Annotated in this window: 19 protein-coding genes and 1 pseudogene; 13 read left to right on the forward strand and 7 right to left on the reverse strand. The window is 74.5% G+C overall.

Annotated features, from left to right (window positions below):
* Positions 1-149: 149 nt before the first annotated feature.
* Both E6W39_RS23565 and E6W39_RS23570 read right to left on the reverse strand, forming a co-directional pair.
* Positions 150-818 carry a response regulator transcription factor gene (locus E6W39_RS23565; protein WP_141635214.1) on the reverse strand — a complete coding sequence of 223 codons (669 nt, stop codon included), beginning with the start codon at positions 816-818 and terminating at the stop codon, positions 150-152.
* Positions 815-1,987, reverse strand: coding sequence for a sensor histidine kinase (locus E6W39_RS23570; RefSeq protein WP_228718317.1), 1,173 nt, complete (start codon positions 1,985-1,987; stop codon positions 815-817). Before E6W39_RS23570 ends, E6W39_RS23565 begins: the two co-directional genes overlap by 4 nt.
* Positions 1,988-2,148: 161 nt before the next feature.
* On the opposite strand from E6W39_RS23570, the gene E6W39_RS23575 reads away from it, so the two are divergent.
* The 6 genes and pseudogenes from E6W39_RS23575 to E6W39_RS23600 all read left to right on the forward strand — a co-directional run bounded on the left by E6W39_RS23575 (position 2,149) and on the right by E6W39_RS23600 (position 9,125).
* Positions 2,149-3,111: an ATP-binding cassette domain-containing protein gene (locus E6W39_RS23575; RefSeq protein WP_141635215.1), complete on the forward strand. Its 963-nt coding sequence runs from the start codon at positions 2,149-2,151 to the stop codon at positions 3,109-3,111.
* Entirely contained in the window at positions 3,108-4,613 is a 1,506-nt protein-coding gene (locus tag E6W39_RS23580; RefSeq protein ID WP_141635216.1) for an ABC transporter permease subunit, read from the forward strand. Before E6W39_RS23575 ends, E6W39_RS23580 begins: the two co-directional genes overlap by 4 nt.
* Positions 4,610-5,410 (forward strand): ABC transporter permease, encoded by an 801-nt coding sequence (locus E6W39_RS23585; RefSeq protein ID WP_228718318.1) that lies wholly within the window; start codon positions 4,610-4,612, stop codon positions 5,408-5,410. Before E6W39_RS23580 ends, E6W39_RS23585 begins: the two co-directional genes overlap by 4 nt.
* Before the next feature lie 78 nt (positions 5,411-5,488).
* Positions 5,489-5,728: pseudogene (locus tag E6W39_RS23590) on the forward strand (response regulator); the annotation flags it as partial.
* Between the two features lie 26 nt (positions 5,729-5,754).
* A complete protein-coding gene (locus tag E6W39_RS23595; protein WP_228718319.1) occupies positions 5,755-6,906 on the forward strand; it encodes a sensor histidine kinase in 1,152 nt (383 codons plus the stop codon).
* A gap of 89 nt (positions 6,907-6,995) precedes the next feature.
* Positions 6,996-9,125: a histidine kinase gene (locus tag E6W39_RS23600; RefSeq protein ID WP_141635218.1), complete on the forward strand. Its 2,130-nt coding sequence runs from the start codon at positions 6,996-6,998 to the stop codon at positions 9,123-9,125.
* Positions 9,126-9,155: 30 nt separating this feature from the next.
* On the opposite strand, the gene E6W39_RS23605 is transcribed toward E6W39_RS23600, so the two are convergent.
* Positions 9,156-9,764, reverse strand: a complete 609-nt coding sequence (locus tag E6W39_RS23605) for a response regulator transcription factor (RefSeq protein ID WP_141635219.1) — start codon at positions 9,762-9,764, stop codon at positions 9,156-9,158.
* Between the two features lie 86 nt (positions 9,765-9,850).
* On the opposite strand from E6W39_RS23605, the gene E6W39_RS23610 reads away from it, so the two are divergent.
* From E6W39_RS23610 to E6W39_RS41930, 3 genes are read left to right on the forward strand one after another with little or no spacing between them, the layout of a single operon-like run.
* Positions 9,851-10,585: an ABC transporter ATP-binding protein gene (locus E6W39_RS23610; RefSeq protein WP_141635220.1), complete on the forward strand. Its 735-nt coding sequence runs from the start codon at positions 9,851-9,853 to the stop codon at positions 10,583-10,585.
* Positions 10,582-12,333 carry an ABC transporter permease gene (locus E6W39_RS23615; protein ID WP_228718320.1) on the forward strand — a complete coding sequence of 584 codons (1,752 nt, stop codon included), beginning with the start codon at positions 10,582-10,584 and terminating at the stop codon, positions 12,331-12,333. Before E6W39_RS23610 ends, E6W39_RS23615 begins: the two co-directional genes overlap by 4 nt.
* The gene (locus E6W39_RS41930; RefSeq protein WP_228718321.1) at positions 12,321-13,142 is read left to right on the forward strand and encodes an ABC transporter permease; all 822 of its coding nucleotides are present in this window, start codon (positions 12,321-12,323) and stop codon (positions 13,140-13,142) included. The genes E6W39_RS23615 and E6W39_RS41930 overlap by 13 nt, the downstream gene beginning before the upstream one ends.
* A gap of 12 nt (positions 13,143-13,154) precedes the next feature.
* Here the strand turns inward: E6W39_RS41930 and E6W39_RS23620 are convergent, their stop codons facing one another.
* Positions 13,155-13,709 carry a DUF2269 domain-containing protein gene (locus E6W39_RS23620; protein WP_141635221.1) on the reverse strand — a complete coding sequence of 185 codons (555 nt, stop codon included), beginning with the start codon at positions 13,707-13,709 and terminating at the stop codon, positions 13,155-13,157.
* A 225-nt stretch (positions 13,710-13,934) separates the two neighbouring features.
* On the opposite strand from E6W39_RS23620, the gene E6W39_RS23625 reads away from it, so the two are divergent.
* Positions 13,935-14,633 (forward strand): hypothetical protein, encoded by a 699-nt coding sequence (locus E6W39_RS23625; protein ID WP_141635222.1) that lies wholly within the window; start codon positions 13,935-13,937, stop codon positions 14,631-14,633.
* An 11-nt stretch (positions 14,634-14,644) separates the two neighbouring features.
* Here the strand turns inward: E6W39_RS23625 and E6W39_RS23630 are convergent, their stop codons facing one another.
* Entirely contained in the window at positions 14,645-15,103 is a 459-nt protein-coding gene (locus E6W39_RS23630; protein WP_141635223.1) for a PIN domain-containing protein, read from the reverse strand.
* Positions 15,100-15,363, reverse strand: coding sequence for an AbrB/MazE/SpoVT family DNA-binding domain-containing protein (locus E6W39_RS23635; protein ID WP_141635224.1), 264 nt, complete (start codon positions 15,361-15,363; stop codon positions 15,100-15,102). Before E6W39_RS23635 ends, E6W39_RS23630 begins: the two co-directional genes overlap by 4 nt.
* Before the next feature lie 253 nt (positions 15,364-15,616).
* Here E6W39_RS23635 and E6W39_RS43085 point away from each other — a divergent pair, with 253 nt between their 5' ends.
* The 3 genes from E6W39_RS43085 to E6W39_RS23650 all read left to right on the forward strand — a co-directional run bounded on the left by E6W39_RS43085 (position 15,617) and on the right by E6W39_RS23650 (position 20,973).
* Complete coding sequence (locus E6W39_RS43085) at positions 15,617-17,788, forward strand: PHD finger domain-containing protein (RefSeq protein WP_141635225.1); 2,172 nt, start codon at positions 15,617-15,619, stop codon at positions 17,786-17,788.
* A gap of 33 nt (positions 17,789-17,821) precedes the next feature.
* The gene (grpE, locus tag E6W39_RS23645) at positions 17,822-18,406 is read left to right on the forward strand and encodes a nucleotide exchange factor GrpE (RefSeq protein WP_141635226.1); all 585 of its coding nucleotides are present in this window, start codon (positions 17,822-17,824) and stop codon (positions 18,404-18,406) included.
* 68 nt (positions 18,407-18,474) lie between these two features.
* On the forward strand, positions 18,475-20,973 hold the full coding sequence (locus tag E6W39_RS23650; RefSeq protein WP_141635227.1) for an Hsp70 family protein: 2,499 nt from the start codon (positions 18,475-18,477) through the stop codon (positions 20,971-20,973).
* Positions 20,974-20,979: 6 nt separating this feature from the next.
* On the opposite strand, the gene E6W39_RS23655 is transcribed toward E6W39_RS23650, so the two are convergent.
* Positions 20,980-21,765, reverse strand: coding sequence for an aminotransferase class IV (locus E6W39_RS23655; protein WP_141635228.1), 786 nt, complete (start codon positions 21,763-21,765; stop codon positions 20,980-20,982).
* Between the last annotated feature and the right edge of the window lie 126 nt (positions 21,766-21,891).

The raw sequence follows: 21,891 nt of genomic DNA on the forward strand, positions 1-21,891 counted from the left end.
TCTTGGGCTCGTAGTGCGTAGGTCGCCGGTTCGAATCCCGCAGGCGGCTCCATGGTGAGACCCCAGGTCATGCCTCTGACCTGGGGCTTTTCCGCCTTATCGGCCTTGGCGGTGGGCCGGGTGGGCGCTGGGTGGGCCGGTGGGGGTGGTCAGTCGGGTGGGGTGGTGATGCGGTAGCCGACGGTGGGGGTGGTGGTGATCACTGGGGGGTTGCCGAGTTTGCGGCGGAGTCTGCTGACGGTTACGGCGACGGTGTTGGTGAAGGGGTCGGTGTGCTCGTCCCAGAGCTGTTCCAGGAGGGTTTCCGCGCTGAGGTAGGCCGGGCTGGCTTGGAGCAGGGCGGTGAGGAGTTCGAACTCCTTGACCGAGAGGTCGAGTCGGCTGCCGTCGCGGGTCGCGGTGCGGTGGACGGGGTCGAGTTCGAGGCCGGCCGCGCGGAGTACCCGGGCGCGGGCGTAGGGGCGGCGGCGGGCCAGGGCTCGTAGTCGCAGGACGAGTTCGGGGAAGTGGAACGGTTTGACCAGGTAGTCGTCGGCGCCCAGGCTCAGGCCGCCGACGCGGTCGCCCGGCGAGTCGGCGGCGGTCAGCATCAGGACCATGGGCCGCTGGTCCCGTTCGGTGATCATCTGGCAGAGCGTGTCGCCGTGGATGCCGGGCAGGTCCCGGTCCAGTACCACCGCGTCGTAGGCCGTGGCGTCCAGCTTGGCGGCGGCCTCCAGGCCGTCGTAGGCGACGTCCACCGCCATGCCCTGGTCGCGCAGGCCCTCGGCCACCAGGTCGGCGAGCGATCGGGCGTCCTCCACGACGAGCACTCTCATGCCCGGGCCTCCTCGTGGTCCGCGCGCGGGAGGGTGACCGTGACGCGCAGGCCGCCCTCGGCACGGGCGTGCAGGTCGAGCGTGCCGCCGTGCGCCTCGGCGACCGCAGCGGCAATGGCGAGGCCGAGGCCGGATCCGTCGCCGCCGGTCCGCTCCGCGCCGAGTCGGCGGAACGGGCGGACGAGTTCTGCCGCCTGAGCCTGTGCCAGTACCGGCCCGCCGTTCTCCACGGTGACGTGGATGGTCCGCTCCCCGGCATGGACGGTGACGTTGAGCCAGCCCTCGGGCTCGTTGTGCCGAACCGCGTTGTCGACCAGGTTCTCCACCAGCCGGCACAGCAGCGTCCGGCTGCCGTGCACCCGGGCGCCGGGGTGGGCTGCGCGGGTCGCGGTCAGACCGCGACCGGCGAGGCTGCCGGCTTGTTGGTCGAGGGCAGCGGCGGCCAGCGCGTCCAGGCGGACGAGCTCGGTGCCCGGTGGCACGCCGTGCTGGGCGCGAGCCAGGGTCAGCAGGCCCTCCAGCAGCCGGTCGACCTGGTCGAGCTCGGTGCGGACCCGTCCCGCCAGCGTCAGGGTCTGCTGGGGGAGGGGGCCCGGCTTGGCGAGCGTCACGTCCACCGCCGCCCGCATGGTGGCGAGTGGGGTGCGCAGTTCGTGGGAGGCGTCGGCGACGAAGCGCCGCTGGGCTGCGAACGCGCCCTCCAGGCGTGCCAGTAGGCCGTCGATGGTGTCGCCGAGGTTCCGGAGCTCGTCGTGCGGGCCCTCGACGGCGAGCCGTTCGTCCAGGTTGTCGGCGGAGATCCGGCGGGTGGCGGTCGTCATCGCGCGCAGCGGCCGCAGGACGCGCCCGGCGGCGTACCAGCCGAGCAGGATCGAGAGCAGGCCCATGACGGCGAGGCCGACGGCCGAGCCCAGCAGCAGTTGGTGGGTCTGCCCGCTGCGGGCCTGGGCGAGCTGCTGCTCCAGGCTCGCGATCCGCGCGCCGGCGTCAGAAGGGGCCGAGCCACCGCTGCCGGGCGCGGACACGGCCTCCACGGATCCGCCCGCCACCAGGCCGACCACTGCCAGCATGGCGGCACCCGAGGCGAGGAAGAGGCTGGAGTACAGCACCGTGAAGCGCCAGCGGACGCTGCGGCGGCGCGCCGGTCGCGCCGGACGTTCCCGAGTCACTGTCGTCCTTCCCCCTGGCCGATCCGACTGCCTGACCAGGCTAGGCGAGGCGACCTAACAGCGGCATGACAGCTCCCGTTCCGCCCGTGTCACGCCCCCGCGCCCACCGTGGAGCGGGAACAGCCGAGCGGAAGGCCGAGTCGGGAGGACGGGCGGCAGTGATGAGGGACGCAGCAGTGGCGGGGGACGCGGCAGTGGTGAGGGACGACGTCGGCATCGAGGTGTCGGGCCTGCGGAAGCGCTTCGGCGCGACACAGGCGCTGGACGGGATGTCGTTCACGGTCCGGCCCGGTCGGGTGACGGGATTCGTGGGACCGAACGGCGCGGGCAAGTCCACCACCATGAGGGTCGTACTCGGCCTGGACGCACCCGACGAGGGACGCGCCCTGGTCGGCGGTCGGCCGTACCGGAGCCTGCGCAGTCCGCTGCGCTGGCTGGGCTCGCTGCTGGACGCCGGCGCGCTGCAGCCCAGCCGGACCGCACGCCACCACCTGCTGTGGCTCGCGCACTCGCAGGGGTTGCCCCCGAGCCGGGTGGACCAGGTGCTGGAGCAGGTGGGGCTGGCCGGCGCCGCGCGCCGCAGGGCGGGCGGCTTCTCACTGGGCATGCGGCAGCGGCTGGGCATCGCGGCGGCGCTGCTCGGGGAGCCGCCCGCCCTGATGCTGGACGAGCCGTTCAACGGCCTTGATCCGGAGGGCATCCGGTGGATCCGGCGGCTGTTGACGTCGCTGGCCGCCGAGGGGCGGGCGGTACTGGTGTCCAGCCATCTGATGAGCGAGCTGGAGGACGTCGCGGACCACGTGGTGGTGGTCGGGCGCGGCCGGGTCGTGGCCGACACCGGCGTGCGTGAGCTGCTCGCCAGGGTCTCGGCGGGCCGGGTGACCCTGCGCACCTCCGAGGCGCGGGCTGCCGCCGAGGTGCTCGCGCGCGCCGGCGGTGCCGTGCGGACGGCCGGGCCCCAGGCCCTTGAGGTCACCGGGCTGCCGGGCGAGGCGATCGTCGCACGGCTCACCGAGGCGAACGTGCCCTTCGCTGAACTGGCCACCCACCGGCCGACGTTGGAGGAGGCCTATATGGCGATCACTCAGGACTCGGTGGAGTACCGGGCGGGGGTCGAGCGATGAGGGCCCTGCGCGCCGAGTGGACCAAGTTCCGTACCGTGCGCGGCTGGCTGTGGGGCGCCGTCGCGGCGGTGCTCGCCTCCGTGCTCTTCGTGCTGGTCGGCACGGCCTCCTCGAACCAGCACCAGCAGGACGCGGCAGCGCTCCCCGTCGGCCCCGGCGGTGAAGCGGTCAACGACAGCTGCTACTTCGTGCACCAGACGCTGACCGGGGACGGCACGATCACCGTCCCGGTGGCCGCACTGAGCGGAACCTTGAGCGACATGACGGCCGGTCAGGACCGGACGGTGGCGGGCGTCACCCCGTGGTCCAAGGCCGGGATCCTGGTCAGGCAGAGCCTCGACCAGGGCTCGTCCTACGCGGCGATGATGGTCACCGGGGAGCACGGGGTGCGGATGCAGGACGACTTCACGCACGACCGGGCGGGCCTGGCCGGCAGCCCCTCCGCTGCCGAGCCGCGCTGGTTGCGGCTGGTCCGCTCGGGGACGACCGTCACCGGCTACGACTCCACCGACGGCGTGCGGTGGACCGAGGTCGGCACCGCCCACCTGCCCGGGGCAGCGGTCACCGTGCAGGTGGGGCTGTTCGTCGCCGCCCCGGCAGCGGTGCAGACGAGCGGCGGCGGGGGCAGCAGCCCCGCCACGGCCACCGGAAGCTTCGGCCGGGTGGCGCTCGGCGGCGCCTGGAGCCAGGCGGGCGGACAGTGGCAGGGCACGCAGGTGGGCGGCGACGCCGGTACGTCGGGCAGTTACCCGGCCGGCACCAGCGGCGGCTGGACCACCAACGGCGACGGCTTCACCGTCACCGGCGCGGGCGACATCGCCCCCGTCGTGGGCGGGCCCGCGCTCGGCCCCGCGTTCACGGTCGAGACCTTCCTGGTCGGCACCTTCGCGGGCCTGATCGTACTGACGGTGGTGGCCGTGCAGTTCGTCACCGCCGAGTACCGTCGCGGGCTGCTCGGCACGACTCTCGCGGCGGTGCCGCAGCGCGGCCGGGTGCTGGCGGGGAAGTCCGCGGTGGTCGCGGCGGTCGCCTTCGCGGTCGGCGCGGTGGCATCCGCCGTGAGCATCCCGCTGGGCGAACTGCGGGCGCACGCAGCGCACTTCTCGGTGCTCACCGTGCCCGTGGCGGTCGAGCTGCGCGCGGTCCTCGGCACCGGCCTGCTGCTGGCTGCGACGGCGGTCCTCGCACTGGCCCTCGGCACGGTGCTGCGGCGCAGCGCCACGGCGATCACCGCGGTGGTGGTGACGACGGTGCTGCCCTACCTGCTCGCGTTCGGCGGCATGCTGCCGACCGGCCCGGCCGAGTGGCTGCTCCGGTTCACGCCTGCGGCGGGCTTCGCCGTCCAGCAGACCCTGCCGCGCTACGGCCAGGTGCTCAGCGTCTACGCGCCGTCCTCGGGCTACTTCCCGCTCCAGCCCTGGGCCGGCCTCGCCGTCCTCGGAGCCTGGACGGCGCTCGCCCTCGCGGCGGCGACCGTGCTGCTGCGGCGGAGGGACGCATGAGTGCCCTCGACCTCACGGCGCTGCGGCGGGCCTGCCGCGCGGAGTGGACCAAGCTGCGCACCGAGGCGGGGCACGGCCGGCTGCTGCTCGGCCTGGTCCTGGTGACGGCGGGCGTCGGCGCGGCGGTGTCCGCAGGCGTCCGGTGCCCGGCGGCGGGCTGCGGCCAGGACCAGGTGCGGCTCAGCCTCGCCGGGGTGACGGTGGGTCAGGCGCTGGTCGCGATCACGGCGGTGCTGCTCGTCGGCAACGAGTACGGCACCGGTCTGATCCGCACCACGTTCGCGGCGGTGCCCCGGCGCGGCACGGTGCTCGCCGCGAAGGCCGCCGTGCTGAGCGGGACGGTTCTGGTGGTCGGCGGCGCCGCCGTGCTCGCCTCCGTCCTGGCGGGGCGGCTGGTGCTGCCGGGCAGCGGCTACACGGCCGAACACGGCTACGCCCCGCTCTCCCTCGCGGACGGCCCGACGCTGCGCGCGGCGGCGGGCTCGGTGGTCTATCTGGTGCTGGTCGCCCTGCTCGCCCTCGGCGTCGCCGCGGCGGTACGGGACGCGGCGGCCGCGGTCGGCGCCGTGCTGGCGCTGCTCTACCTGTTCCCGCTGCTCAGCCATGTCGTCACGGATCCGCAGCTGCAGCGGCTGCTGGCCCGGATCGGCCCGATGCCGGCGGGGCTGGCGATCCAGGCCACGACGGACCTGCGCCACCTCCCCATCGGCCCGTGGGCGGGCCTGGGCGTGCTGGCCCTCTGGGCGGCGGCCATGCTGCTCCTCGGTGGCACGCTGCTGCGGCTGCGCGACGCCTGAGGCCAGCCAAGCCGGGGCGCGGCGGACCAGTCGCGATTCTTTACGCGCGCTTTACACACTGTGCCAGAATTCCTGGGTGTGGCCCTGAAGTTGCTGATAGCCGATGACCAGGAGACGGTGCGGCGCGGGACGCGGCGGATCCCGGAGCGCCAGCCGGACACGGCGGTGGTCGGCGAGGCGGCGGACGGGCCGGCCGCGGTCGCGGCGGCGGACGGGCCGGCCGCGGTCGCGGCGGCCAGGGCGCCGCAGCCGGATGCGGCACTGGTGGACATCCGGATGCCGCGGCTGGACGGCCCGCAGGTCGTGCGGCAACTCGCCCAGTAATGGCGAGTAGTGGGGGAGACGTGACAGGCACGGCGTGGCGGTGGGGCGCGGCCCTGTACCTGGTGTTCGTGGCGCTGGTGGCCGCCCCGGCGGCCTTCGCGCCGCCGAGTGCGGCGCTGCTGGCGGGCAGCGCGGCGGTGGCGATGCTGGCCGCGGCGCTGCGCCGGCCGCCGCTGGGGCGCCCGGACCTGGTGACCGGCGGCGGCGCGGCGGCGGTGCTCTCGCTGGGCGTGGACGTGGGCTACCCGGGACAGCGCGGGCTGGTACTGCTCTGGGAGCCCTTCGAGTTGGCGGCGCTGCTGGTGCTGACCGCGCGGGTGATCCGGCACGGCAGCGCCCGGCAGGCCGCCGTGGTCGGCCCGGCGCTGGCACTGGCCGCCGTGCTGCTGCCGCTGCGCTTCACACTGCGGATGCCCACCGGGGCGCCGCTCGCCTCGGTGACGGGCACCGCGCTCGCCATCTTCCCGGTCGCCTGCGCCGTCGGCGTCGGGCTGTACCTGCGGGCCCGGGACGGGCGCCGGGCCCGCGCCGTGCAGCGGGCCCGGCACGAGCAGCGGCTCGAAGTCGCCCGGGATCTGCATGACTTCGTGGCCCACGAGGTGACCGGGATGCTGCTGGAGGTGCAGGCCGCCCGGGTCGGTGCGTATGACGAGGAGCAGAACCGGGAGCTGCTCGGACGGCTGGAGGAGGCCGGGCGGCGGGCCCTGGAGTCCGTGGACCGCAGCGTGCAGGCGCTGCGCGAGCCGGGCGACGCCGCCACCCGGGTGCACGGGCTGGCCGACCTGTCCGAGCTGGTCGGGCGGTTCACGGTCGGCGGGCGGATCGAGGGCCGGCTCGACCTGCCGCCGCAGTCGGCCGGCAGCGCGCCGCGCGAGATCGAGGACGCCGCCTACCGGCTGGTGCTGGAGGCGCTCACCAACATCCGCCGGCACGCACCCGGCGCGCGGCACCTGGAGGTGGTCGTGCGGTTCGTCGGGGGCGGCCTGGGGGTCACCGTGACCAACGGCGGCCGGCGGCCGGGCCGGATCACCGCGCTGCCGAGGCGCCGGCACACCGGGGGGACCGGCCTGGCCGCGCTGGCCGAACGGATCGAGGCGCTCGGCGGTCGGCTGACGGCGGGCCCGCACGAGGGCGGCTGGCGGGTCAGCGGGGTGCTGCCGCTGAGCAGCTGAGTGCGGGCCTGGGTCGTTTGAGTCGAGCTGGCGGACAACGGATACCGGCGGCAAGCGGGCCGTGATCGTCTTCGGCGTACGATGCCCGCGTGGAGGGGGAATCCGGCAGGGACGTCGCGCCGCGTCTGGCACGCGCCCTGGTGGTTGCCGTGGCCGCCGCGCTGGCCTCGGCGCACCTGCTCAAGGGGCTGGGACGGATACCGACGGCCCCGGTCGCCGGTGTCGCGATAGCCGCGGCCTGCCTGGCCCTGGTGGCGCTGCAGCTCCGGCACACCCGCTCCACCCCGGTGCGGGGGCGCGGGCCGGGCTGGGCGGTCGCGGAGCTGGCGGTCGCCTTCCTCGCGGTCGGCCCGCTGGGCGTGTCGGTCGGCCTGCTCTGCCTGCCCGCCGCCTCGCTGCTGCTGGAGCGCCGCCGGCTGCTGCTGATCATGTTCGGCACCGGCGCCGTGCTGGTCGAGGCCCTGCGGTCGGCAAGCGTCCGCGACGCCGTCGACCTGCTGCTGACCGTCGCACTCGGCGGCGTCATGCTGTACGCCGTCACCACCCTGGCACTGCTGGCGACCCGGGTGCACGCCGCCCGGCTCACCCTCGCGGCCGCCGCGGTCACCGATGAGCGGCTGCGCATCGCGTCCAGCCTGCGCAGCGAGCTGTCCCAGGGCCTGGCGGAGATCCACGGCCTGGCCGTCCGACAGGACCCGTCGGCCCTGGACCGGTTGATCGCGGTGGCGCGCCGGACGCTGGCTGCCGCCCGCGCCACCGCCGCGGAGCTGCGCAGCCTCTCGCTGGCCCCGGAGGCGGCGAGTGCCCGGGCGCTGCTGGCGTCCGCCGGTATCGCGGCCGACATCCGCGTCGGGCACCGCGAGCCGCTCGGGCCGGCCGGGACGGTGCTGGCGACGGTGCTGCGCGAGGCGGTCACCGCGGTCGTCCGGGTCGGCGACGCCCGCCGCTGCGAGGTCTCCACCGGCGAGCGGGCCGGGCGAGTGGTGCTGCGGGTGGTCAATGACGGGGTGCCGACGGCTGCCCTCGGTGCGGACGTCCTGGACGATCTGGCGGCCCGGGTCCGCGCGGTCGGCGGCCGGCTGACGGCGGGTCTGGAGCCGGACGGCCGGTTCGCCGTGGAGGCAACCGTCGCGGCCACCCCCGCCCCGGCGGCCGCCGCCGACCCGCCCGAGCTGCGCGGTGCCCTCGGCCTGTACCACTTCCTGCTCGCCGCCTTCTGCGTCAAGGCGCTGATGTTCGTCCCGGCGTCGGATCGCGGCCTCGGCGTGGCGTGCGTGCTGGTGTTCAGCGCCGCCCAGGCCCGCTTCGCCTTCCAGGACGCGGCCCTCCTCCGGTCGCCGGTCGGGGCCCGCCTCGCCCTGCTCGCCTCGGCGGTGCTCGCCCTGTTGCCGCTGCCCTGGTTCGGGCGGAACTGGATCGGCGCGGCCGGCATCCTGGCCGGCTCGCTGCTGATCGTGCTGCCGCTGCGGGCGGGCGCGGCCCTGGCCGCCGTGCTGGCGGTGGCAGCCGGCGTGATCAGCGGCCATGGTGCGGGTGCGGTGCTGCTGGCGGCGGTCAACATGCTGATCACCTGCGTGGTCGTCTACGGGGTGCTGCGCCTGGTCCGGCTGGTTCGGGAGCTCCAGCAGGCGGGGGCCGGGCTGGCCCGCGCCGCCGTTGTCACCGAACGCCTGCGCGCGGCCCGCGACTTGCACGACCTGCTCGGCCACGGTCTGGCCGCGATCCTGCTCAAGGCCGAGCTGGCGCGGCGCCTGGCGGACACGGACACCGGCCGCTGCCGGGCCGAGTTGACGGACATCGTGTCCCTGGCCGAGCGCGGGCAGGCCGAGTTGGGGGCGGTGGCCGGCGACAGTCCCCGGCTGTCCTTCGGCACCGAACTGGCCTCGGCGGCGGCGGTTCTGGAGGCGGCCGCCATCACGGTGGAGCTGGAGGACGCGCCGGTGCCGCCCGGGGCGGGGGCCGTGCTGAGCGTGGTCCTGCGCGAGGCCGTGACCAACATCCTGCGGCACAGCTCGGCCCGCCACGCGCGGATCGCCGCCTCGGTGGCCGGCGATCGGGTGCGCCTGGAGGTGGAGAACGACGGCGCCCCGGACGGCGTGACCGCGCCCGGTTCCGGGATCGGCGGGCTGACGGTCCGCGTCACCGAGGCCGGCGGCACCCTGGCGGCCGGCCCGGACGACGGCTGGTACCTGCTGCGCGCCGACCTGCCGCTGAACTGAGCGGCCGGCCCCGCTCCTTGGCGGTGCGACTCACAGCCATCCGGCGTCGCGGGCGATGCGCACCGCGTCCGTCCGGTTCCGTGCGTTCAACTTGCCGACCACCGCGGTCAGTACGTTGCGCACCGTCCCGGTCGACAGGTGCAACCGCGCGGCGATCTCCGGCGGTTCGGCGCCTTCGGCCAGTTCCCGCAGCACGTCGTTCTCCCGTGGGGTCAGCGGGTTGTCCGCCAGGTCCCAGGCGGCGACGGCCAGCGTCGGATCCAATACCCGTCCGCCGGAGGCGACTTGGCGAATCGCCGCGACGAGTTCCGGTGGCGGAACGGTCTTCAGCAGGAACCCGTCCACCTTCGCGTCCAGGGCCTTGCGGAGCAGCCCGGGACGGCCGAGCGAGGTGAGCATCAGGGTCCGGCAGCCCGGCAGCTTCTCCTTCAGCGCCGCAGCCGCCTGCAGGCCGTCCGACCGGCCCGGCATCTCGATGTCGAGGACCGCCACATCGGGCGTGAAGACCAGCGCCCGCGGCACCACGTCGTCGGCCGAGTCGGCCTGCGCCACGACCTCCAGATCGGGCTCCAGCTCCAGCAGCGCCACGAGTGCGCCGCGCACCACGTGCTGGTCCTCGGCCAGCAGGATTCTGATCACGTCACGACCCTACCCGTGACGATGTCACGGGTGCCGCGTGATGCCGTCCCTGGGCGGGGAGTTCGCAGGTCGGCAGGCTTGAGCACATGAGCGAAGCGATCACTTTGGACGCCGTGAGCAAGGTCTACGGCAAGGGGCGGGGCGCGGTCGCCGCGCTGCGGGAGGTGACGGTGCGGTTCCCCAGGGGCGGCTTCACCGCAGTGATGGGGCCGTCCGGTTCGGGCAAGAGCACCTTCCTGCACTGCGCGGCCGGCCTGGACCGGCCGACCTCCGGAACGGTCCGCCTGGGCGACACCGACCTGTCCCGGCTCAGCGAGACGAAACTGACCGAACTGCGCCGGGAGCGCGCGGGTTTCGTGTTCCAGTCCTTCAACCTGATCTCCTCGCTGACCGTCGAGCAGAACGTCACGCTGCCGCTGCGCCTGGCCGGGCGGCGTGCCGACGCCGGGCGGCTGGCCGAACTGGTCCGCCGGGTGGGGCTGCAGGACCGCGCGGGGCACCGGCCGGCCCAGTTGTCCGGCGGTCAGCAGCAGCGGGTGGCGATCGCCCGGGCGCTGATCTCCGACCCCGAGGTGGTCTTCGCCGACGAACCCACCGGCGCGCTGGACACCATGACGGCCCGCGAGGTGCTGACCCTGCTGCGGCAGACCGTCGACGAGCTCGGCCAGACCATCGTCATGGTCACCCACGACCCGGTCGCCGCGTCCTACGCCGACGAGGTGCTGTTCCTGGCCGACGGCCGGGTCGTCGACACCATGCTCGGCCCGACCGCCGCCAACGTCGCCGACCGCATGATCCGCCTGGGAGCGTGGAACCGATGATGCTGGGTCTCTCCCTCGCCACCCTCCGGCACCGGATGGCCGCCTTCGTCGGTGCGTTCGTCGCCCTGTTCTGCGCCGCGGCCATGGTCTGCGGCTGCGGGACGCTCCTGGTCACCGGCCTGACCAGCACGGTCCGGCCGGAACGCTACGCGGCCGCGCCGATCGTGGTCTCCGGGGACCGGAACGTCCACGCCATCGAGAAGCAGGGCAACGGCAAGACCAAGGAGAAGACCAAGCCGATCGCCGACCACGCCTGGGTGCCGGCCGACCTCGCCGAGCGCATCAAGGCCCTGCCGTCGGTGCGGGCGGTCGCCACCGAGGTGACCTTCCCGGTGCTGCTGCCCGGCGGTCCCAGCAGTGAGTCCTGGGGCCACGGTTGGGAGTCCGCGCCGCTGGCCGGCCTCACCCTCGCCGCCGGGCGGGCGCCGTCCGCCCCGGACGAGGTCGTCGTCGACGCGGCCACCGCCGCCCGGGCCCACCTGTCCCTCGGCGCCACCACACCCGCGCGCACCGCCTCGGGCACCCTGGCCGTGCGGGTGGTCGGCGTCACCGCCCAGGGGTTTGGCAGCCAGGCGGCGGTGTTCTTCGCCCCCGACCGGGCCCGTCAACTCGCCGGCCATGACGGCTTGGTCAGCGCGATCGGCGTCTTCCCGGCCGCACCGTCGGCCGCCGCCGACATCCGGGCCCTGCTCGCCACCGCACCGACGGTCTCCGCCGCACCGACGGTCTCCGCCGCACCGACGGTCTCCGGCGGCCCGACGGTCTCCGGCGACCCGACGGCTCCCGGCACCCCGACGGTCCCCGCCGCCGTGGTCAGCACCGGCGACGACCGCGGGACGGTGGAGTTCACCGACGCCGCCAACGCCCAGGTCCGCCTGATCAGCATGGGCGCCGTGCTGGCCGGAACCTCGCTGCTGGTCGCCCTGCTGGTCGTGGTCGGCACCTTCGGCCTGTCGATCCAGCAGCGGCAGCGGGAGATCGCGGTGCTGCGCGCCGTGGGCGCGACCGGACGGCAGGTCCGCAAGATGATCGGCGGCGAGGCGCTGGTCGTCGGCCTGGCCGCCGGTGCCCTCGGCGCCGTCGCGGGTCTGCCGCTGGGCGGCTGGCTGCACGAGCGGTTCGTGGCCCTGGACGTGATCCCGGCGAACCTGCCCGTCGTCCTCTCGCCGTTCCCGGTGCTCGTCGCGGCGGCCGCCACCCTGCTGTCCGGCTGGGCCGCCGCCCGGATCTCGGCCCGGCGCGCCACCGCCATCAAGCCGGTCGAAGCCCTCGGCGAGGCCGAGCTCAAGCCGGCGCGGCCGAGCTGGACCCGGATCGGGTTCGGCGTCCTCGCCACCGCCGGCGCCGTCGTGCTCACCGCGCTGCTCACCGTCCTGCACACCGATGCGGCGTCCACCCCGGTCTGCTTCAACGCCGTCCTGCTGTGGTGCACCGCGCTCTCCCTGCTCGGCCCGGTGGTCGTCAGGGGTGCCACCGCCGTGCTGGGCCTGCCGCTGCGGGTGTCCAGGGTCGGCGGCTACCTCGCCGCCCACAACCTGCGGGCCGGCGCGCACCGGCTCTCCTCGGTCGTCAACCCGCTGACCCTGCTGATCGCGATGGCCTGCACCATCCTGTTCACCGCGACCACCGTCGACCACGCCGCCGGGGCGCAGCGCCAGCGCGGGAACACCGCCGACTTCGTGGTGGGCCCCGCGTCCCGGCGACCGCCGCGGCGGAGGTCGCCGCCGTCCCCGGTGTGCGGACGGTGACCCGGGTGCTGCACACCACGGTTCGCGACGGCCTGACCGAGCGCAGCGTGCAGGCGGTCACGCCGGAGCACCTGGCCGACACCCTCGACCTCGGCGTCACCGCCGGCGACCTCGGCCGGCTGGCGGACGGTACTGCGGCGGCCGCCGACGGGCTGGGCTACCGGCTCGGCCAGCACGTCCACCTCACCCTGGCCGACGGCACCCCGGCCGATGTCACGGTCGTCGCCCTCTACGGCCGCGGCCTCGGCTTCGGCGACCTCGTCCTCGCGCACGGACCGGTCGCCGCCCACGTCGACGTGCCGCTCGACGACGAACTGCTGGTCCGCGGCGACGGCCTCACCCGGCCGGCCCTTGCGGCGGCCCTGCACGCCGATCCCGGCCTCGGGGTGCTCACCAGCGCCGCCGCCGAGGGATCGCAGACCCAGGTGAGCACCCAGATCGGCTACGTCATGCTCGGTCTGATCGTCGCCTTCGTCGCCATCGCGGTCCTCAACACCCTGGCGATGAGCATCGCCGACCGCCGCCGGGAGTTCACCGCGCTCAAGCTGACCGGTGCCACCCGGCGGCAGATCCGGCGGATGCTCGGCTGGGAGACGGTGACCTCCGTGGCCATCGCCACCGCCTTCGGCCTCGCGGTCGCCTTCGCGGTGCTCACCACCTACGCCGAGGGCATCACCCGCGGCACCGCCGGGATCGCCATGCCCGGCAGCCGGCTCGCCGCGATCCTGGCCGGCACCGTCGTCCTCGCCGCAGTCGGCACCTGGCTCCCCGCCGGCAGCGCCCTGCGCGGCCTGCGCCGCCCGGCCTGACCACCGGCTCGCTCAGCGGCCTCGCGGCCCTCCGGAGGGTTTGAGGCCGGAGGGTTTGAGGCTGGACGGCTTGGGGCCGGAGGGCTTGAGGACGGAGAGTACGACGCTGGCGAGGTACACCGACAGGGCGACGGTCGGGATGATCACCAGGTTGTAGCGGGTGAAGCCGAGGTGCATGTCGGCGATGGTGCCGGTGGGGTGCCGGGCGGCCAGCTGGGCCGCCTCGTGCAGTCGGGCGGTGAGCTCGACGATCGAGGCGGCCGCGGCGGCCAGGGTGAGCCAGAACTTGACGGTGACCCAGCGGTACTTGAAGAGGCGCCAGGGCGTGCCGAGGGCGAGGGCCAGTCCGCTCAGCAGGGTGAGCAGACTGAGCGGGACGATCAGTGCGTCGCCGAGGATCCGCATCGTCAGGTAGGTGCTGCGCAGGGTCGTCGCGCTGGAGGTCAGCAGGCCGGCGGTGCCGAGGGTGAGCAGGCAGAGCATCAGGCCGAGCCAGCTGATCGAGGCGACGAGGTGGACGATCAGCAGGGTCTTGCGGGCGGCCGGCGAGAGGCGTTTGGTCGCCATGACGCTTGGCCCTCCCTTCAGTTGAGCGGTTCCCGACGCTGGGATCCTCGCCGCCTGGGCCCAGCCGCGTCGTCACCCGGCGGACGGCCGTCGCCGTACTTCCGCGGGAGTACGGCACAAGTCCCCCGGCGGGGGACGCTCGGACGGCTGGCGGTCCGGTGAACTGAGGCCCGCCGAGCCTGGGACCTCCAGTCGGCGCCGCCCCAACTACGGAGGCCGTCAACCGTGTTGACCTCGATCACGACCCCGCCCCGCCGCACCTCCACCGGGGCGCTCAGCGGCGTCCTGTACGTGCTGTTCTTCGTGGCCAGCCTGGTGATCGGCGGCGTCACCGCGCCGTCCGGCCCGATCGCCACGCCGTACTCCAGCGATCAGGTGGCCCGCACGTTCCTGTTCGCCGACCCGTCCGCGCTGCACCGCTCGCTGCAACTCACCGGCCTGCTCCAGATGTTGTCGGCGCTGGCGCTGCTGGCCTTCGTCCCGGTGCTGGCGGATTTCGTGAGCCGCCACGGGAGTTCGGTGCGGGCGGGCCTGGTCCGGATGGCGGGCGTCGCGTCCGGGGTGCTGCTGGTGGTCTCCTCGGCCGGGGGCTGGCTCCTGTCGATGGTCAACTCCCTGGGCGACCTGGCCGTTTCCCGCACCCTGATGAACCTCACCTTCATCACCGGCGCCGCCCCCGCGATCGGCACCCTCGGCCTGGTGCTCTGGCAGGTGTCGCGCACCGCCCTGGCCGCCCGAGCGCTGCCCGCCTGGATCGGCTGGGCCGGCTCGGTGCTGGCCGTGGCAAGTGTGCTGTCGCTGCTCTCCCTGGTCGCCGAGCCGGCCACCCTGCTGATCCCGGTCGGCCGCTACCTGGGCTTCGTCTGGTTCCTCGCGGTGAGCCTGCTGCTGTGGCGCCGGGGCGGGACCGATGGCACGGAGTAGTCCTGTCCGCTTCAGCGAATGCAGATCGTCTTGACGGCGAATCCCCCGATGAGGCGTTCGACGACCGACCAGGCCCGGTCGGTGGTGAGGACGGGGAGGCCGTGGCGTTCGGCGACGGCGAGGCACAGGGAATCCGCAGTGGACAGGGTGCCCGGCTTGCCGGTGCGGGTGCGGCGCAGGTCCTCCTCGGTCCACTGGGAGCGAGCGGTGTACGAGAACTGTCGCAGCTCTGCGGCTCGGACCGCGTCAGCCTGGGTGATCTCCTCGACGAGGAGCAGACCGGCACCGACGAGGTCGTCCGCGATCGTTCGGGCGGGGCTGGGGTGTCCGTACGCCTGGGCTCGCCGGAGGATCTCGGTGAGGCAGACCGTCGGCAGCAGAGACCCGTCGAGGGCCTGTTCGACCAGGTCGGCTCCGGGCTCGTCAGCCATCCAGGCGAGTACGGCGCCGGCATCGAGAACGTGGGTCATGCGGCGTCGCGCCCCTGCTCCTCGTCCGCCTCGGCACGGTCATCGGCCGACAGGTCGACGCCGGCGGGGAGGCGGAACTTCAGGCGGCGCCTTATGTCGTCGGTCGTCTCGATGATCACTCCGCCGTCCTCCAGGACGCGCAGGTGGACGCGCGTGCCCTCGTGGATGTGGGCGGCGCGTTGGATGGCCACCGGCAGGATGATGCGTCCGCGATGCCCCACAGTGGTGGTGGCTACCGGGCGGTCATGGGTCACGCTCATGCAAGAAGGATACCTTTCGCGGTCTTGGTGCGCATGTCTCGATGTTGCGCACCAACCTTGCCATCGATGCCGCCGGTGGCCGGATCGCCGACTGAGGTCACCGTTCTAACCGCTGTCCGCGAGTCAATGGAATTACCCTCGGGCATGACGAACCGTCAGCACCGTGCTCTGCGTCCAATGCGGGGAGCGGTGCGGGCGAACGAGGGGGTGCGCCAAGGGTGTCGGAGGAGCAGGGGGCAGCCGGGGTGGCGCGGTGCGGCCGAGCCTGGTGCTCAGTCGGGCCGCCAGGGCGCTGGCGGCGGGGGAGTACGCCCAGGCCGTGGGCCTGCACCGGCAGTTGGACACGATGCGGCCCGGCCTGTCGCCGCAGTTCCTGCCGGCCAGGGCCGCCGCCCGTGGTTTTCTCGCCGCTCGGGCGGGCGACTGGGCGGCGAGCGCCGACTGGTACGCCTTCGTGCTGGACGCGCACGTCGAGGGGTTGCTGCCCGAGCCGCCGGCCGAGCGGCGCTGCCGGGTCCAGGGCTGCCGGCGGGGGCGGGGCTCGGAGCCGATGCTGCGCTGCGGCCAGTGCCATCGGCTCTGCTGCTCCGAGCACGGCGCCGCCCGGCCGGGCGGCCCGCAGCGCTGCGACGACTGCCTGTGGACCGCGCTGAGCAACCTGACCGTCGCGGCGGTCGCCCTCGACAGCCCGCAGACGGCCCTGCCCGCGCTCACCGCCTGGTGCGAGCAGGGCGGTTGGGAGGATGCCGGCCTGTTGCGCGACGTGCTCACCGGCGACCCGGGCGCAGCAGCCCAGTTACCTGCCGAGAGCCGCGAGTTGGGCCGGGTGGTGCTGCTGCGCCAGGCCGCCGGGGCAAGCGACCGGCACGACCTGTTGGAGCGCTTGTCGCAACTCGGGCAGGTGGACGGCCGGTTGGCCGGCCCGGCCCGGGAACTCCAGGCCCGGGCCGCCCAGCAGGCCACCCGCCGGGGTGATCCGGCCGCCGCCGACGAGGCCTGGCGCCGGGCCTGGGCGGCGGCGCCGAGCGATCTGGCACTGGTGCACGCCGCCGGGCTCGCGGCCCTGGCGGCCGCGACGGCGGAGTCGGACCCGGACCGCTGCGCGGCCGCGGCCCGGCGCGCGATCGGCTGCCTGGCGGTGACGGTGAACGGCGGCGCCTACTGGAAGGCGCTGGCCGAGACCACCGGCCGCCCGCTGACAGCTGAGGAGCAGGACGAGGTCCGCACCGCATTCGACGAGCAACTCCGGCTGCGCTTGCGGGCGCTGGACGCCCGGCTGGCGCGACCCGCCCACCAGGGCCTGGAGCTGGCCTGGACGGTGGAGACGGAGGCCGTCCGGCTGCTGATGGAGCTGGTCGTCGAGGCCGTGGGACCGCCCCTGCCGACCGGCTCGGGCAGCGCGCTGCTGGGCGGTCCGATGTTCCTGACGCTCAGTCAACCGATCGCCGCGGAGCCGCCCGGCTCCCGGCCGGGCGGCCTGGCCGCCGTGCTGGCCCTGCTGCGCGAGCGCCTGTCCTGGCCGCCCGGCCGGGAGCCGCAGCACAGCCATCCCGTGACGTTCCTGCGCCTCGTCGAAGTGGCGTCGCCCGACGGCCCGTTCCTGCAACTGCTGGCGGAGAAGCGCTTCCAGGAGGCGATCGAGATCGCCGAGGACGAGCTCGACGCGACGCCCGCGGACCGGCGCGGAGACCTGCGCCGCGGGGAGCTCCGCCATCTGCTGGGCCGGGCCCTGCTCGGCCGCGCCAAGGAGCGGCTGGACGAGCAGGATTGGCAGGCCGCCTTCGAGGACTACGAGCGCGCCGCCGACCAGGGAGCCGAACTGAACCCGCACCAGGCCGACTTGGAGCAGGCCGCCTACCAGTGGGGCAAGGAGCTGCGCCGTGGGGACCGCAGCTCCTGGCAGTCCTACGCGGCCGTGCTGAACCGCGCCCTGCGCCTGCTGCCGAGCCGCGGCCTGGCCGAGAACCTGGAGGAGGCGCTGCGCCGCCTGCCCGCCGACTACAAGCTGCCGCCGGTGCAGCGCCCCGAGCGGGCGCGGGTCAGCCGCCCGCACGCCGAACCGGTGCCCGAGGCGGCCGCCCCCAAGGCCGCCCGGCCGCGCACCGAGCAGTTGTCGCCCTACCTGGTGCTGGACGTGCCGCCGTCCGCCGACGGATCGGCCGTGCAGGCCGCCTACCTGCGGGAGTTGAAGGCGGCCGGCCGGGACGCCGCCCGCAAGAAGCAGGTCGCCGCCGCCCGCAGCGCCCTCAGCAGCCCGCAGCGCCGCCGGCTGGCCGACCTCCTGGTCCCGCTGCCCGGTCTCGCCGCCGACGGCGGGTCGCTCGAGGAACTGGGCGCCCGCTGCAGCCGGTTGGCCGAGCAGCAGGCCGCCGCGCTGCGCCCGCTGCCACCGGCGCTCGCCCAGCTGATCCCGCTCGCCCCGTAGCCGCACCCGACCCCGCCGCCGAAGGACCCGCCGATGACCACCCCGCCGCCCGAACCCGACCTCGACTTCCTCAAGCGCCGCTGCGCCGCACTGGCCACCCGGATGGAGCGGCTGAAGGATGAACACCGCGACGAGAAGAGCAGGTTGCTGTTCAGCCTGATCAGCGTCGACGACGCCCTGCTGCGCACCCGGGCCTGGCTGGCCCGGGTCGATCCGGAGGCCTCGGGGCTGCCACCGGGCGAGGTGGTCCGCCAACTGCTGGACCAGGTCGGCTCGGTGGGCGAGCTGCTGCAGCTGCGGCTGCGGGAGTTCGACGTCCGGCCGCTGCGCCTGCTGGACGGGCATCCGGACACCGAGGTGGCGGACGTGGTCGAGCTCTGGCCCACCCGGGAGGCGGAGCCGGGCACGGTGCTGGAGGAGCGGCGCCGCGGCTTCCTGCTGGGCGCCGAGATCCTGCGCCGCGCCGAGGTCGTGGTCGCGGTGGAGCCGCCGCCGGGCTCCGGCATCCCCGCACCCCGGGACGGGAAGGAACCCGGGCGGGACGCCCGCCGGGCCCGCTCCCACGCCCGGTCCGCCCGCTCCACCGCCCGCCGGGTCCGCCGCCTGCAGCACGGCTGACCAGGCCCCCAACTTCCGAATCTGCCGAATCTTCCGCATTTTCCGAACCCACGTGAGGACTTCGTACGGTGTACCGCACCCTCGGAATCGATCTGGGCACCACCAACTCCGTCGCAGCCTGGATGCGCCACGGCAACGCCGAGGTGATCCGCAACCAGGACGGCGAGCCCGCCACCCCGTCCGCCGTCGCGCTCGACAACGACGGCGGCCTGCTGGTCGGGGCACCGGCGCTCGGCCGGCGCGGCGCCGGCCAGGACGTCATCTGGGCCGTCAAGCGCCTGATGGGACGGCAGTTCGACGATCCCGAGGTGCAGCAGGCGGTGCGGCACCTCGGCGCCGGCGGCTACGCCGTCTCCGGCGCGCCCGACGGCGGGGTGCTGGTCCGGCTCGGCCAGCGCGACTACACGCCGGTGCAGATCTCCGCGATGGTGCTGCGCCGGATCAAGCGCGATGCCGAGGCCCGCACCGGCGAGCGCTTCGACCGTGCCGTGATCACCGTGCCCGCCTACTTCCACGAGCCGCAGATCGCCGCCACCCGGGACGCCGGGCAGCTGGCCGGGTTCCATGTCGCGCGGGTGCTGACCGAGCCCACCGCCGCGGCGCTGGCGCACGGCTACACGGCCGGGACCGAGGACGCCCCGGCGGTGCTGGTCTACGACCTGGGCGGCGGCACCTTCGACGTCTCGGTGCTGACCCTGGTCACCGAGCTCACCGACAACCTGGCGCTCGGCGGCGACCGGCTGCTCGGCGGCGAGGACTTCGACCACCTGCTGGCCGAGCGGTTGGAGGACCGGCTGCGCGACCAGCAGCCGGGCTACGACCCGCTGCCCGGTGACTCCCGGCTGCTCCGGGTGCAGGCCGAGCAGACCAAGATCCGCCTCTCCGGCGTCGACCGCACCGAGGTGCTGCTGCCCTCGCTCGGCAAGACGGCCGTCAACTTCCGTGCGGCGGTTGACCGCAGCGACTTCGAGCAGCTGATCCGGCCGCAGGTCGAGGCGACCGTGGCGGAGGTGCTGACCACCCTGCGCAGCGCCTCGCTGCTGCCCGAGGACATCGACCACGTGCTGCTGGTCGGCGGCTCCAGCTCGGTGCCGCTGGTCCGGGAACGCCTGGCGGACGTCTTCGGGGCCGAGAAGCTGCGCAGCGACGTCGACCCGATGCTCTGCGTGGCCCAGGGCGCCGCCGTGCAGACGGCCCTGCTGGCCGAGCTGGAGTGCCCCGGCTGCCTGGCCAAGTGCCCGCTGACGGCGAACAGTTGCCCGGACTGCGGGGCCGGCCTGGTGGGCCGGCCGACGGTCGACTGCCCCGGCTGCCACATTCCGGCGGACGCCGCGCTGGGCAGCTGCCCGCTCTGCGCCGCCGCGCTGCCGGATGCCGAAGCCGAACCGCCCGTCAACGACCAGGCGCCGAACCGCAGTTGCCCGGGCTGCGGGCTGCCGGTGCCGGACGGGACGAGGGTCTGCCCGGCCTGCGACACGGTACTCGCCGACGGCGCCGAGCAGGCCGGCCTGCGCTGCGCCGGCTGCGGCGAGGTCAACCCGGCCGGCGCCACCGCCTGCCTGTTCTGCGACGAGCCGTTCCCGGTCGCCGACCCGCAGAACGTCACCGCGCACCCGCTCGGCCTGAAGCTCAAGGACGGCCGCTTCTCGGTGCTGGTCGAGAAGGGCACCCCGTACCCGTTCGAGCCGATCCTGCGCACCTACAACCTCAACGCCAGCACCGGTGACACCCTGGAACTCGCGTTCTACGAGGGCGAGTTCCGCCACGCCGACCGCAACTCCCCGTTCGGCACGGTGCACTGCCAGCTGCCCCAGGGCATCTCCGGCACGCACCGGCTCACCGTCTCGGTGGAGCTGTCCACCGATCGGCTGGTGATCGTGCGCGCCAGCATGGAGGGCGAGGAGTTCGTGGTGCAGCAGTTCCGCCGCAGCGTGGTGCCGCCGCGGATCCGGGAGCGGGCGGCGGAGGTGCGTCGGGATCTGGCGCACTATGTGCAGCGCTGGCACCGCGAGCTCACCGAGGCCGAAATGGACGTGCACCAGGGGGCGTTGAGCACCCTCGACCGGATCATCGAGGGCGAGGGCATCGACGACTCGCTGGACTCGCTGCTCGACGAGACCGACGAGCGCCGCCGGCAGCAGACCTTCATCCGCAACCAGGACGCGGACGCCTACCTGTTCCGGCAGCACCTCGGCGCGCTGCTGCCCGCCGCCACCGACGCCGAGCTGTCCCGGGTGCGCGACGAGCTGCGCCGGGCCCGCGACGTCGCCGACTTCATCCGCGCCTACCGGATCGCCGAGCAGATCCGCGAGCTGGTCGCCGGGCTCGGCCCCGACATGCGCCGGGTGATGCTTAGCTGCGCCTTCGCCAACGAGGAGCGGCTGCAGCCCAAGCTGCGCCGCGACATCGAGACCGCCAAGCGGGAGTTGGACACCGCCCATGCCAACGGCGACACCCGGCGCAAGGAGGCGGCCTTCGACAGCTTCCTGCGCTTCCAGAGCGAGGTGGACGACCAACTGGCCGCCGGCCAGGACCGCAAGCCCCGGATCGTCCGGCCGGAGGACTGAGCCTGGTCAGACCTCTTCCCCCGCCGTCCGCCAGTAGGCCCCGCGCAGCCGGTCGAGCACCGGGTGCGCGGGCGCGAACCGGTGGCCGTCGACGGCGGTGATCGGGCGCACCCCGATCGCGGTGTTGCAGGCGAACGCGGCGTCGTACCAGTCCAGTTCGTCGCGGCGCACCGGCTCGGTGCGGTGGTCGGGGTGGAGCGCGGTGAGCAGCCGCATGGTGACGCCCGCCAGCACCTCGGCGCGCGGCCAGACCAGCCGCTCGCCGCGCACCAGGCCGAGGTTCCAGGTGGCGCCTTCGCCGACCAGCCCGTCCGGGTCGGTGAAGAGCACGTCGTCCCACCCGTGCAGTTGGGCGTCCCGGCGCAGCCGCAGCGAGTCGTAGAGGCCGACGTGCTTGATCGCCGGGTCGGCCCGCCGGTGCACGGCCGAGCAGACCCGCAGCGGCGGCAGTGCGCCCGGGTCGCCGGCTGCTCGGGTGCTGACCAGGATCCGCGGATCGCGGGCGTCGGCGGGCCGCCCGAGGTCGAACCCGGGGTCGTAGACGGTCACCCTGGCGATCACCGGCGCCGACTCGGCGGCCAGCGCCTGGCGCAGGTGGCCGCGCACCAGAGCGGTGTCCAGCTCGACCCCGAACAGGGCCCGGCAGTCCGCGGTGAGCCGCGCCAGGTGCAGCCCGAGCCCGCGCACCGTGCGGCCGTCGTCGGTGCGCAGCGTGGTGAAGTGTCCATAGGGCGTCAGGGCCAGCGGCGCCAGCCGGTCGGCGGTCACCGGTTGCCCGTCGAGGATCATCATGGGCGTCAGCATGGCAGCGGCGTCGGGCCCCGGGCGGGACGCCCCCACCCGCCGAGCGTTCCGTGTCACACGTCAAAGTTTGGTAAATATGGCAAGCGTGTGTTCGGCCGGGGGCTAAGCTTGTAG

The sequence above is a fragment of the Kitasatospora acidiphila genome (assembly GCF_006636205.1).
Taxonomy (GTDB): domain Bacteria; phylum Actinomycetota; class Actinomycetes; order Streptomycetales; family Streptomycetaceae; genus Kitasatospora; species Kitasatospora acidiphila.

Bases quoted from the DNA above. Each gene is read 5' to 3' on its own strand.
- E6W39_RS23565 (WP_141635214.1), bottom strand. From the start codon at position 818: ATGAGAGTGCTCGTCGTGGAGGACGCCCGATCGCTCGCCGACCTGGTG.
- E6W39_RS23575 (WP_141635215.1), top strand. From the start codon at position 2,149: ATGAGGGACGCAGCAGTGGCGGGGGACGCGGCAGTGGTGAGGGACGAC.
- E6W39_RS23580 (WP_141635216.1), top strand. From the start codon at position 3,108: ATGAGGGCCCTGCGCGCCGAGTGGACCAAGTTCCGTACCGTGCGCGGC.
- E6W39_RS23585 (WP_228718318.1), top strand. From the start codon at position 4,610: ATGAGTGCCCTCGACCTCACGGCGCTGCGGCGGGCCTGCCGCGCGGAG.
- E6W39_RS23610 (WP_141635220.1), top strand. From the start codon at position 9,851: ATGAGCGAAGCGATCACTTTGGACGCCGTGAGCAAGGTCTACGGCAAG.
- E6W39_RS23615 (WP_228718320.1), top strand. From the start codon at position 10,582: ATGATGCTGGGTCTCTCCCTCGCCACCCTCCGGCACCGGATGGCCGCC.
- E6W39_RS23620 (WP_141635221.1), bottom strand. From the start codon at position 13,709: ATGGCGACCAAACGCCTCTCGCCGGCCGCCCGCAAGACCCTGCTGATC.
- E6W39_RS23630 (WP_141635223.1), bottom strand. From the start codon at position 15,103: ATGACCCACGTTCTCGATGCCGGCGCCGTACTCGCCTGGATGGCTGAC.
- E6W39_RS23635 (WP_141635224.1), bottom strand. From the start codon at position 15,363: ATGAGCGTGACCCATGACCGCCCGGTAGCCACCACCACTGTGGGGCAT.
- grpE (WP_141635226.1), top strand. From the start codon at position 17,822: ATGACCACCCCGCCGCCCGAACCCGACCTCGACTTCCTCAAGCGCCGC.
- E6W39_RS23655 (WP_141635228.1), bottom strand. From the start codon at position 21,765: ATGATGATCCTCGACGGGCAACCGGTGACCGCCGACCGGCTGGCGCCG.